Raw genomic sequence first — 10,781 nt, forward strand, 5'->3', positions numbered from 1 at the left:
CGCCGTGCGAGGACGTGCGCCAGGTTGTGTCTGTGAAAGAGACATCGAGGTCCGCGTCCGGCCAGATCCTCCGCCGCCTGCCGAGGAACGACGGCTGATGCGCGTTCTCATCACCGGCGGTGCCAAGGAGCTGGGCCGGGCCTTCAGCGACACCGTGGGCGCGCGCGGGCACCGGCTGGTCATCACCGGCCGCGACGAACGCGCGCTGGCCGTGGCCGAGCAGGAGCTGCGGGCCCGTGGTGTCGAGGTCGAGGCGCACGTCGCCGACCTCGCCGACCCGCAGGCCACGCCCAAGCTCATCGAGAGCGTCGGGCCGATCGACGTGCTCGTCAACAACGCCGCGCTCGGCGGGCCGGTCGGGCCGACGTGGGAGGTCGACGAGAACGAGTGGTGGCGGACCTTCGAGGTCAACCTGCGCGGGCTCGCGCTCGCCACCACCGCGGCGCTGCGCACGATGACCAGTGGCCGGATCGTCAACATCGTCAGCAACGCCGGTGTGCACCGCTGGCCGCTGCTGTCGGCGTACTCCGTGTCCAAGGCGGCCGTGCTCAAGCTGGGGGAGAACCTCGCCGCCGAGCTGAGGGACCGGCCCATCGCCGTGCTGAGCTACGACCCCGGCATGGTCGACGTCGGCCTGATGGGCCGCGGCAGCAGGGCCGCACCGGACGACGAAGCGGGTCGCAGCGTCGCGCGGTGGGCGAGGTCGCAGCGGGAGCAGGGCAGGTTCACCCCCGTGGAGCAGTCGGCCGGCGTCCTGGCGCGCATCGTCGACGGGGAGTTCGACCACCGCTCCGGCGGGCTCGTCACTCCCGCGGACTGAGACACCGCCGCACGGGAGAGCGCTGTCACCCGATCGTCAACAGGCAATCTGACCAGTTGGTACGGAAGGCCCTTCCTCGCCGGCGGGTCAACCGGGGATCGTCGCGGGTGCTGCTGAGGTCGTTGCGCGGCACGGTTTCGTGTCGCGCCGAACGACATGCGCTGAACCAACGCCCGATCCCCCTGGAGGCGTCGTGCCCGTGCGAACACCCGCTGCTGCCCTGAGCCTGACGGCGGCCCTGCTACCCGAGCACCTGGAGCGAGCGAGAGGACCGCTGAACGTCGCGCTGCCCGACGAGGTGCGGGCGCGGATCGCGCACTGCCGTGCGTTCGTGCTCGAGGTCAGCGGCTCCGGCCGCGCGATCTACGGTGTCACAACGGGTTTCGGGCCGCTCGTCGAGTTCGGGGGTCGCGAGGACAGCGGCAGCCAGAGCGACAACACGATCCTGCACCACATCGTCGGCCACGGCGAGCTGCTGCCGCCCGAGGTCACCAGGGCCGCGGTGCTGGCCCGGCTCTTCTCGTTGGCGCACGGGCGTTCCGGCGTCTCGGAGCACGTCGTCGACGCACTGGTCGCCATGCTCGCGACGGACTTCGCGCCCGCCGTGCCGCGGCTCGGCTCGGTCGGTGCGAGCGGCGACCTGCAACCGCTCGCCTACGTGGCACACGCGTTGCGCGGCAACGGGAACGCGTTCCTCGGCGGCCGGCTGGTGCCCGCGGCCGACGCGCTGCGCGAGGCCGGTCTGCGCCCGGTCGAGCTCGACGGTCGCGACGCCCTCGCCGTCGTGAACGGCATCTCGGTCACCGCCGCCGTGCTCGGTCTCGCCGTCGCGCAGGCACAGCGGTCGCACCGCGTCGCGGAACTGCTGTCCGCCTTGCTGACCGACGTCCTCGGCTGCGGCACGGAGTTCGCGTCACCCGCGCTGCTCGCCGCGTTCGGCCACCCGGACGTCGCCGACGTCGGTGCCGCGCTGCGGACCTGGTTGCGCGGCAGCACCCCCTCCGGTCAACGCCCCCTGCAGGAGGCGTACAGCATCCGGTGCGTGCCACAGCTGGCCGGTGCGGCCCGCACGAGCATCCGGCACGCCGACGAGGTGGTGCGCCGCGACCTCAACGGCGTGAGCGACAACCCGTTGTTCTTCCCCGAGACCGGGGAGGTGCTGCACGGCGGCAACTTCTTCGGCCAGCCCAGCGCCTTCGCCGCCGACGCGCTCAGCCTCGCCCTGGCCCAGCTGGGCAACCTGGCCGAACGCCAGCTCGACCTGCTGGTCGACCCGCACCGCACCGGCGGCCTCCCGCCCATGCTCAGCCCGGCGCCGGGACAGCAGCACGCGGTGCAGGGCATCCAGATCTCCGCGACCGCCACGGTCGCCGCCATGCGCAGGGCCACGCTGCCCGCCTCGGCGCAGAGCCTGCCGACCAACCTGCACAACCAGGACGTCGTCCCGTTCGGCACGCAGGCCGCGCTCACCGCGCTCGACCAGACGAGGCTGCTGCGCTACCTGCACGGCGGGCTCGCCGTCGCGCTGCGCCAGGCCGTCCACGTCGGCGCCCGCCGCCCGCGCGCCCCGAGGCTCGCGGACGTGGTCGACCGGATCGCCGCCGAGGTGCCGGCGATCGAGGAGGACCGGCCGCTGGACACCGCGATCGGCCGGGTGGCCGACCTGCTGGACGAGATCGTCGCCGCCGAGAGCGCGACGGAGAAGGACGGTGTGGGATGAGCGCGCCCGTTTTCAGCCCGGTCTGGGGGCACGCGGCCGTCGACCTGCCGGTGCTGCGACTGCCGATGCCCGGTTCGGAACTGATTCCGTGCGCGGATGACTGCTACCAGATCCCGCTGGAGATCAGCGTCCCCGATGACGAGGTCGGACGGGCCGTCCACCGGTGGTTCCTGGGGCACCACGGCGCATTTTTCGTCTGGAGGTTTCTTTCGGCTTCACTCGATAGGCTGATACGCGAGCGTGATTCGCAACTAGTCCGCCTCACTGCGCTTGGATACGACGCGTACTCGGTGCTGCTGGCGTATTCGGGCAGCTGTTCCCGTGAGGTCTACGAGGACGTCATCCGGCCGTTGATGACGTCGTTCGACCCCGCGTTCAGCGGGCGCTGGGCCCGTGACTACGAGCCCGTGCCCGGTCTGCTGCGCAGGGCCCGTGCCGCACTGGGGCCCGCGGCGGCCGCACCCCTGTCCTCCGCGAGCAAGGCGAACCTGTTGGCACACATGGAGGTCATGCGCAGACTCGTGCCGGACGGCGACTCGCTGCTGCGCGAGTCCGGTCGTGCGCGCATGTCCACCACCGACGCAGAACGAGACAGGTTCGACGAGTTCTTCCTGGTCAGCCGCGAAAACGTGTGCTCCAGCCGTTACCGTGCACACCGCGCCGCCGTCTTCGCCGCCATGGACCGCGACCTCGCGAAGCACCCGGTGCGACCCGAGTACGCCGACACCCTCAGGACGTTCGCCACCCGACTATGAGAGAAGGCCGCGCGTGAACGACTTCAAGGCCGTGGTCATGACCCCGCAGATCTACCGCTACGTGCGCGAGCAGGCAGGCCAGCCCAGTGCGGTGCAGGAGAAGCTGATCGCGCGGACGCTGGAGCTCGGCGACTCGGCGGAGATGCAGGTACCGCACGAGCAGGCGGTCCTGTTCTCCCTGCTGGTCAAGCTCACCGGCGCGCAGACCGTGGTCGAGGTCGGCACCTACACCGGGTACTCCACGCTCGCGTTCGCGCAGGCGCTCCCACCGTCGGGCAAGGTCATCACCTGTGACGTCTCGCCGGAGTGGACCCGCATCGCCGAGGAGGCGTGGCAGGCCGCCGGCGTGCGGGACCGCATCGAGCTGCGGCTGGGCCCCGCCGGGCAGACGCTCGCGGAGCTGCCCGAGGAGCCCACGATCGACCTGGTGTTCATCGACGCGGACAAGGTCGGGTACGCGCACTACTGGGACCTGCTGGTGCCGCGTGTGCGGCAGGGCGGACTGCTGCTCGCGGACAACACCCTCTACTACGGCGGCGCCGCCGACGAGCAGCCCGAGGGCAACGCGGCGGCGATCGACGCGTTCAACCGGTTCGTGCTGGCCGACCCGCGGGTGGAGTCGGTGCTCGTGCCCATCGCCGACGGCCTGACGCTCGCGCGGAAGTTGTAGGCATACCGACCGGTCGGTAGGGTGTCGCCCAAGTGGACTTGGGAGGCGCTCATGGCTCGTTGGGGAATCACGCTGCCGCTGATCGGCGTGCCGGTGCTCGACCACCGGGCGCTGGTCAGCGAGCTGGCCGACCTCGGCTACACCGACGTGTGGTCGGCCGAGACGACCGGGACGGACGCCTTCACGCCGCTCGCGCTGGCCGCCCAGTGGTCGTCGTCGCTGCGCTTCGGCCCCGCGATCGCCCCCGTCTACACCCGCGGTCCCGCGACGCTCGCGATGACGGCGGCGACGCTGGCCGAGGTGACCGGCGGTCGGTTCGTGCTGGGCATCGGCTCGTCCTCGCCCGCGATCGTGCAGCGCTGGAACGCGATCCCGTTCGAGGAGCCGTTCAAGCGCACCCGCGACACCCTGCGGTTCCTGAAGTCCGCGCTGGCGGGGGAGAAGGTCAGCGCCGACTACGACACGTTCTCCGTCAAGGGCTTCAAGCTGGAACGCCCGCCGGCCGAGCGGGTGCCGATCATGCTCGCGGCGCTGCGCCCGAACATGCTGCGCCTGGCCGGTCGTGAGGCCGACGGCGCCATCACGAACTGGCTCGCCGCAACCGACGTCGCACAGGTCCGGTCCGAGCTGGGCGCGGACTCCGAGCTGGCCGCCCGGATCTTCGTCTGCCCGACCGAGGACGCCGACGCCGCACGCGCGCTGGGCCGCATGCTGATCAGCACCTACCTGACCGTGCCCGCCTACGCGGCGTTCCACGACTGGCTGGGCCGCGGCGAGGAGCTGCGCCCGATGCACGAGGCGTGGGCCGCGGGCGACCGCAAGGCCGCCGCGAGGTCGATCCCCGACTCCGTGGTCGACGCCCTGGTCGTGCACGGTTCCGCCGACCGCTGCCGCGAGCGCGTCGCCGAGTACCAGGCCGCCGGCGTGGACACCCCGATCATCGCCCTGCTCCCGACCGGTGGCGACCAGGTCGAGCAGGTGCGCGCGCTGGCACCCAAGGGGTAGCGGTGCCGGGCACCACCGAGCAGCGGATCATCGACGCGGCCGTCCGCCTGTTCGCGTCGCAGGGCTACGACGCGACCTCGGTGCAGGAGATCGTGGCGGCCGCCGAGGTCACCAAGGGCGCGCTGTACCACTACTTCCGCTCCAAGGACGACCTGCTCTTCGAGATCTACCGGCTGCTCATCACCGCCCAGTCCGCGGACATGGACCGGATCATCGCCGCGGGCCTGCCCGCGGCCGAGACGGTGCGGGAGATCCTGACGTCGCTGGTGGTCTCCACCGCGGAACGGGCCGACGAGACCGCCGTGTTCGTCCGGGAGATGCCGCGGCTCGGCGAGGAGCGGATGACCGACTTCCGCGCCGAGCGCCGCCGCTACCACGAGACGTTCCTCGCGGTGGTCGAGAAGGGCCAGGCCTCGGGCGAGTTCAGCTCGACGGTGCCGGCGGAGACCGTCGCGCGGATCGCGTTCGGCGTCGTGAACCAGCTGCCCACGTGGTACCGGCCGGACGGGCCGAAGTCACCGGCCGCCCTGGCGGGGGAGATCGCGGACTTCGTGCTGGCCGGGCTGCGGTAACGGGGAGCCGCGGGAGATCGACCTCTCTGCTGGGGAGGCACCGATGTCGAAGCAGCCACCGGAGTACGGCGTCGCACCGCCGATGCACGAGGTCCCGCCGTCACCGCGGTGGCCGTGGGTCCTGCTGCTCGTGGTCGCGGTGCTGGCCGTGGGCGGAGTGCTCCACGGCGGCAAGGTCGTCGACGCGGTGCGGGAGGCGGCCGGCGGGATGACGAGCGGCGAGGTGGCGGTCGCGGAACCGACCGGTCAGGAACCGCCGCCCGCACCCGGCAAGCGCGTGGTCGTGTTCGAGGTGACCGGCACCGGCACGGCGTTCACCGTCGCCACCACCGTCGGGGCGTCCGTGCAGAACGAGACCGGTGTCCGGCTGCCGTGGACCCGCACCGTCGAGGTGCCCGCCGACGAGCTCTCGAAGTCGGTGATGCTCGTCGTCGTGGCCGGTGCCGACGGGGCCGAGGTGCACGGCCGGTACACGATCGACGGCACCACCGTCCGGGAGGGCAAGGCCTCCGGGCCCTACGGCGTGCTGACGATCACCGACAGCTAACGCGCGCGCAGCGCGGCCAGCGCCTTGTCCGCGTGCGCGTTCATCGAGAACTCGCTCTTCACGACCTCCATGACCCTGCGGTCGGTGCCGATGACGAACGTGTGCCGCTTGACCGGCAGCGGCCCGAACCGGCGCTTCACGCCGAACTGCTCGGCGACCTCACCCTCGACATCGGACAGCAGCGGGTAGTCGAAGCCGTTGAGCTCCGCGAACTGCTTCTGCTTGGCCACGTCGTCGGTGGAGATGCCCACGCGCTGGGCCCCGGCCTCGGCGAACTCGGCGGCCAGGTCGCGGAAGTGACAGCTCTGCGCGGTGCAGCCGGTGGTCATCGCGGCGGGGTAGAAGAACAGCACGACCGGGCCGTCGCCGAGCAGTTCGGACAGCGTGCGGGCGACTCCGTCCTGGTCGGGCAGGGTGAAGTCGGGGGCGAGGTCGCCGGGCTTCATGGATCTCCAATACGCTCGGGGCCGTGACCAGCATGTCCGACGTGGCCAAGGCCGCAGGGGTGTCCGCTGCGACCGTATCGCGCGCGCTGCGCGGCGAACCGGGTGTGTCGGAGGCGACGAGGCAACACGTCAGCGAGGTCGCGCGGCGGATGAAGTACGCCATTGCGCGTGATGCCTCCTCATTGGCCGGTGGCCGGCGTTACGCGATCGCGGTCGTGACCGCCGAGGTCAGTCCGGTGCTCGCCGGAGCGGAGGGCGCGCTGCGGGCGGCCGGGTACGACGTGCTGCTGTACGTGCTGGGCACGCGGGAGGCGCGCGCGAAGTTCTTCGACGAAATGCCGCTGGGCCGCCGGGTCGACGGGGTGCTGCTGCTGTCGATGGCGCTGGCCGAGGCGGAACGGGCCGCGCTCACGGCGCTGGAGGTCCCGCACCTGACCGTCGACGACACCGACCTGCGGCACGCGCTGCAGACCGCCGTCGAGCACCTGAAGCTGCTCGGCCACGAGGACGTGGCGCTGGTGCTCGCCGACGGCGTGGACGAGTCCTACGACGAGATCCTGGTGGCCGCCGGGCTCACCGTGCGTCCCGAGTGGACGGTCTGGTGCTCGCCCACGGTCGACGGCGGCGAGCAGGTGGTCGACGTGCTCCTGGACGGCGAGCGCCTGCCCACCGCCGTGATCAGCTCCAGCGGTGCCGCGGCCGTCGGGATCTTCCTGCGCATGCAGCGCGACGGGCGGGCCGTGCCGGACGAGCTGTCGATCGTGTCGCTCGACGGCCAGGAGCTCACCCGCGTCGTCGGCCTGACCGCGGTCGAGGGGGCCGCGAAGGAACAGGGCGAGCGGGCCGTCGCGGACCTGTTCACGCTGATCAGGGGCGGCGAGATCGAACCGGTGGAGCACTCGGCGCGGCTGGTGGTGCGCAACTCCAGCGGCCCGGTCAGCTGATCCCGCCGTACGTGCCGCCGAGCGTGCTGCGGCTGACCTCGACCGCGCTGCCGCGCACCGTGCAGTCCGCGTACCGCACGAGGTGCCAGTCGATCGGCGACCACCACGGCGGCTCGCCGCTGTCCGCGGTCACGTACACGGTGCCGTCGCCGGAGCGCATCGAGCTGGAGCCGCCCGCCGAGCGGATCTCGTCCGGGGTCAGCTCGCCGTCGGCCGCCGCCGTCCGGAGTGCCGCCGTGATCCGGTCGACCTCGCGGTCGGCGAGGGTGCTCGCGAGACCCCAGGAGAACACCGTCCACAGCACCGCCACGACGACGAGCGCCACGACACCGAGCACGACCCTGACGCCGATCCGCAACGCCCCCATGGGCCGACGGTACCGCCGCCGCGCGACCCCGCGGGGCGCATCCGCGGAAGTACTGTGGCGCCATGCCCGCCGAAGAGCGCCTGACCCGGCTGCCCGCCCTGCCGGACACCCCCGGCTACGCCCACGCGGTGGCGGTGAGCGGGAGGCTCCTGTTCGTCTCCGGTCAGGTCGCGGTGGACGAGACGGGACGTGTGGTCGGGGTGGACGACCTGGCGGCGCAGACCAGGCAGGCGCTGAGCAATCTTCATCACGTCATTTCGAGGTTTGGCGCCGACTGGTCGGATGTCGTGAAGTTCACGTGGTACGTGCTCGACGCGTCGGAAGTGCAGACGGTCCGGGACGTGCGTGACGAAATGCTGCGGCCGGTGCTGGGAGACGTGCACAACCCGGCGAGCACGCTCGTCCAGGTCGCGGCGTTGTTCGGGCCGGAATTTCTCGTCGAGGTCGAGGCCGTGGTCGCCATTCCCGATCAGCGATCGGATGTTTGACGAAAACAGGCGTATGGGTGGTGCCCGACCGGTGTGCACCCTTCGGGTGACCAGGGTCCATTTGCTCTGGCAATGGACGCGCACCTGTGACATAGCTTGTACCTGTGGAGGAGTTGGTGGCGCGGCTGGCGGACGCTTGGGGCGTCGCCACGAGGTACGAGAACTCCGATCAGCAGCAGGTGACCGTCGAGACGGACGTCGTCGTCGCTGTCCTCGCGCAGTTCGGCGTGGACGCGTCCACTCCGGACTCCGTCGAGCGCGAGCTGGCTCTGGTCGAACGCAGGCGGGCGGAGCAGGCGCTGCCGCCGACGATCGTGATCCGCGAGCAGGAGACGTACGACCTGCGCGGGCCCGCGACCGTCGAGCTGGAGGACGGCGGGACGGTCGGCGTCGAGCGGCATCTGCCGGACTCGTTGCCGCTCGGGTGGCACACGATCCGCACCGCGACGCAGACCGTCACCCTGGCCGTGGCGCCCAGGACGTTGCCGGACGTGCCGCACACCTGGGGCTGGATGCTCCAGCTGTACGCCGCGCGTTCGCAGGAGTCGTGGGGGATGGGCGACTTCGCCGACCTCGCGACCGTCGCCCGGCGCAGCAGCCAGGAGCTCGACGCGGGCGTCGTGCTGGTCAACCCGGTGCAGGCGCCCAGCCTGACGCACCCGGTCGAGCGCTCGCCGTACTCGCCGACGAGCCGCCGGTTCGCGAACCCGCTGTACCTGCGCATCACCGACACCGCCGAGTTCCTGCAGGCCTGCCCGCGGACCCGGCAGCTCATCCGCGACCTGCGCCCCGCCAACGAGGACCTGATCGACTACGACGCCGTGTGGGACGCGAAGCGGCAGGCGCTGGAGCTGCTCTTCCCCGGCGGCGAGATCGAGATGGACGCCGACCTGGAGCGGTTCGCGACCTACTGCGCGCTCGCCGAGGTCCACGGCAGCGACTGGCGCACGTGGCCGGCCGACCGCGCGGAACCACCGGCCGAACGGGTCGCGTTCCACGCCTGGGTCCAGCACCTGTGCACCCGCCAGCTGCAGGACGTCCGGCTCGCCGCGCACGAGGCCGGCATGGCCGTCGGCGTCATCCACGACCTCCCGGTGGGCGTGCACCCCGGCGGCGCCGACACCTTCGCCGACCCGGACGCGTTCGCCATCGACGTCAAGGTCGGTGCGCCACCGGACGCGTTCAGCGCCGACGGCCAGGACTGGGGACTGCCGCCGTGGCGCCCCGACAAGCTCGCCGAGACCGGCTACCGGCCGTTCCGCCAGGTGCTGCGCAGCGTGCTGCGGCACGCCGACGGCATCCGCATCGACCACGTCGCCGGCCTGTGGCGGCTGTGGTGGATCCCGCCGGGCGAACCGCCGTCGCGCGGCACGTACGTCCACTACGACGCGGACGCGATGCTCGGCGTGCTCGCGCTGGAGGCCTACCGCGCGGGTGCCGTGGTCGTCGGCGAGGACCTCGGCACGGTCGAGCCGGTCGTCACGAAGACGCTGCAGGAGAACGGCATGCTCACCAGCGCCGTCCTCTACTTCCAGCGCGACTACTACGCGGAGGGCCACCCGCTGGTCCCGCCCGCGCAGTGGAACCCGAAGGCGATGGCCAGCATCTCCACCCACGACCTGCCGACCGCCGCGACGTTCTTCGCCGGTGAGGACGGTCCCGACTTCGACGAGCTGATGCGCGCGGAGGGCATCGACCCCGGCGACCGCGTCGCCGGTGCCCACGAGCTGCTGGCCCACGCGCCCTGCGCGCTGGTGCTGACCTCACCGCAGGACGCGCTGGGGGACACCCGGCAGCCCAACGTGCCGGGCACGGTCGACGAGCACCCGAACTGGCGGATCCCCCTCCCCGTGCCGCTGGACGAGTTCTTCCCACTGGTCAGGGACATCACCCGCCCCCTGCGTCAACGCACACCGGAAACACCCGCTTAACGGCAGGTCGCCGACCTGCGGAGTACTGTTGGGCCGTCACCCGACGGCGGACGACGAAGCCCGGATCTTTTGGAGGTGGCGTACCAGATGAGCTCAGCCGTGAGCACGCGGACACCGACCGACGTGCTGGAACTGGCTGTCGAGCAGGTCCTCGCCGCCGTGCGGCCGACCACGCTCGGCGACCCGCTGGCCGGGGCACGGCGTGCGGAGGAATCGCTGCGCGACGCGCTGCGGGACGCCGGTCCCGCACCGGACAACGAGGCCCTCACCCACGCGCTGGCGTGCGCGGAGGCGGCGGTCGAACACCTGAAGTACTGCGAGATCCAGGAAGCCCGCACGTTGCTCATGGCCGCACGTGGGCAGCTGGTGCTGGCGCACGCAAGGGCGTGACCGCTCGACGCGCCGGGGTTGGTGCACCCCGTGCTGCCCGCACGGTGGACCGGACCCCGGCACGGCCGCGGGAGCTGACCCGCGCCTCCGCGCAACGCCACCCGCGCGGAATGCCGCATCTCGGTT

13 protein-coding genes are annotated in these 10,781 nt (G+C 71.9%); 11 read left to right on the top strand and 2 right to left on the bottom strand.

Annotation, left to right across the window (positions count from 1 at the left end; genetic code table 11):
* Positions 1-97: 97 nt before the first annotated feature.
* The 7 genes from AB0A63_RS26475 (at position 98) to AB0A63_RS26505 (ending at position 6,089) form a co-directional block, all read left to right on the top strand.
* Positions 98-820: an SDR family NAD(P)-dependent oxidoreductase gene (locus tag AB0A63_RS26475; protein WP_360396122.1), complete on the top strand. Its 723-nt coding sequence runs from the start codon at positions 98-100 to the stop codon at positions 818-820.
* Positions 821-1,013: 193 nt separating this feature from the next.
* A complete protein-coding gene (locus AB0A63_RS26480; RefSeq protein WP_360396123.1) occupies positions 1,014-2,540 on the top strand; it encodes an aromatic amino acid ammonia-lyase in 1,527 nt (508 codons plus the stop codon).
* Entirely contained in the window at positions 2,537-3,295 is a 759-nt protein-coding gene (locus tag AB0A63_RS26485; RefSeq protein WP_360396125.1) for an L-tyrosine 3-hydroxylase, read from the top strand. The genes AB0A63_RS26480 and AB0A63_RS26485 overlap by 4 nt, the downstream gene beginning before the upstream one ends.
* 13 nt (positions 3,296-3,308) lie before the next feature.
* A complete protein-coding gene (locus AB0A63_RS26490; RefSeq protein ID WP_360396127.1) occupies positions 3,309-3,965 on the top strand; it encodes a class I SAM-dependent methyltransferase in 657 nt (218 codons plus the stop codon).
* A gap of 51 nt (positions 3,966-4,016) precedes the next feature.
* Positions 4,017-4,970 (top strand): LLM class F420-dependent oxidoreductase, encoded by a 954-nt coding sequence (locus AB0A63_RS26495; protein WP_360396129.1) that lies wholly within the window; start codon positions 4,017-4,019, stop codon positions 4,968-4,970.
* A gap of 2 nt (positions 4,971-4,972) precedes the next feature.
* Positions 4,973-5,542: a TetR/AcrR family transcriptional regulator gene (locus AB0A63_RS26500; RefSeq protein ID WP_360396131.1), complete on the top strand. Its 570-nt coding sequence runs from the start codon at positions 4,973-4,975 to the stop codon at positions 5,540-5,542.
* A 43-nt stretch (positions 5,543-5,585) separates the two neighbouring features.
* Positions 5,586-6,089 carry an MmpS family transport accessory protein gene (locus tag AB0A63_RS26505; RefSeq protein ID WP_360396132.1) on the top strand — a complete coding sequence of 168 codons (504 nt, stop codon included), beginning with the start codon at positions 5,586-5,588 and terminating at the stop codon, positions 6,087-6,089.
* Here AB0A63_RS26505 and AB0A63_RS26510 read toward each other — a convergent pair.
* Positions 6,086-6,535, bottom strand: coding sequence for a peroxiredoxin (locus AB0A63_RS26510; RefSeq protein ID WP_360396134.1), 450 nt, complete (start codon positions 6,533-6,535; stop codon positions 6,086-6,088). The genes AB0A63_RS26505 and AB0A63_RS26510 overlap by 4 nt on opposite strands.
* Before the next feature lie 32 nt (positions 6,536-6,567).
* On the opposite strand from AB0A63_RS26510, the gene AB0A63_RS26515 reads away from it, so the two are divergent.
* Positions 6,568-7,479: a LacI family DNA-binding transcriptional regulator gene (locus tag AB0A63_RS26515; protein WP_360396484.1), complete on the top strand. Its 912-nt coding sequence runs from the start codon at positions 6,568-6,570 to the stop codon at positions 7,477-7,479.
* Here the strand turns inward: AB0A63_RS26515 and AB0A63_RS26520 are convergent.
* Positions 7,472-7,846 carry a hypothetical protein gene (locus tag AB0A63_RS26520; protein WP_360396135.1) on the bottom strand — a complete coding sequence of 125 codons (375 nt, stop codon included), beginning with the start codon at positions 7,844-7,846 and terminating at the stop codon, positions 7,472-7,474. The two genes, AB0A63_RS26515 and AB0A63_RS26520, sit on opposite strands and share 8 nt — an antisense overlap.
* 62 nt (positions 7,847-7,908) lie before the next feature.
* Here AB0A63_RS26520 and AB0A63_RS26525 point away from each other — a divergent pair, with 62 nt between their 5' ends.
* The 3 genes from AB0A63_RS26525 to AB0A63_RS26535 all read left to right on the top strand — a co-directional run bounded on the left by AB0A63_RS26525 (position 7,909) and on the right by AB0A63_RS26535 (position 10,655).
* Complete coding sequence (locus AB0A63_RS26525) at positions 7,909-8,334, top strand: RidA family protein (protein ID WP_360396137.1); 426 nt, start codon at positions 7,909-7,911, stop codon at positions 8,332-8,334.
* 104 nt (positions 8,335-8,438) lie between these two features.
* Positions 8,439-10,265 (top strand): 4-alpha-glucanotransferase, encoded by a 1,827-nt coding sequence (locus AB0A63_RS26530; protein ID WP_360396139.1) that lies wholly within the window; start codon positions 8,439-8,441, stop codon positions 10,263-10,265.
* 87 nt (positions 10,266-10,352) lie between these two features.
* Complete coding sequence (locus AB0A63_RS26535) at positions 10,353-10,655, top strand: hypothetical protein (protein WP_360396140.1); 303 nt, start codon at positions 10,353-10,355, stop codon at positions 10,653-10,655.
* Positions 10,656-10,781: the final 126 nt, after the last annotated feature.

The organism is Lentzea sp. NPDC042327 (assembly GCF_040647275.1).
In the GTDB taxonomy this organism is placed as follows: domain Bacteria; phylum Actinomycetota; class Actinomycetes; order Mycobacteriales; family Pseudonocardiaceae; genus Lentzea.

Coding starts and splice junctions, on each gene's coding strand:
- AB0A63_RS26475 (WP_360396122.1), top strand. CDS start 98: ATGCGCGTTCTCATCACCGGCGGTGCCAAGGAGCTGGGCCGGGCCTTC.
- AB0A63_RS26485 (WP_360396125.1), top strand. CDS start 2,537: ATGAGCGCGCCCGTTTTCAGCCCGGTCTGGGGGCACGCGGCCGTCGAC.
- AB0A63_RS26495 (WP_360396129.1), top strand. CDS start 4,017: ATGGCTCGTTGGGGAATCACGCTGCCGCTGATCGGCGTGCCGGTGCTC.
- AB0A63_RS26505 (WP_360396132.1), top strand. CDS start 5,586: ATGTCGAAGCAGCCACCGGAGTACGGCGTCGCACCGCCGATGCACGAG.
- AB0A63_RS26510 (WP_360396134.1), bottom strand. CDS start 6,535: ATGAAGCCCGGCGACCTCGCCCCCGACTTCACCCTGCCCGACCAGGAC.
- AB0A63_RS26515 (WP_360396484.1), top strand. CDS start 6,568: ATGTCCGACGTGGCCAAGGCCGCAGGGGTGTCCGCTGCGACCGTATCG.
- AB0A63_RS26520 (WP_360396135.1), bottom strand. CDS start 7,846: ATGGGGGCGTTGCGGATCGGCGTCAGGGTCGTGCTCGGTGTCGTGGCG.
- AB0A63_RS26525 (WP_360396137.1), top strand. CDS start 7,909: ATGCCCGCCGAAGAGCGCCTGACCCGGCTGCCCGCCCTGCCGGACACC.
- AB0A63_RS26535 (WP_360396140.1), top strand. CDS start 10,353: ATGAGCTCAGCCGTGAGCACGCGGACACCGACCGACGTGCTGGAACTG.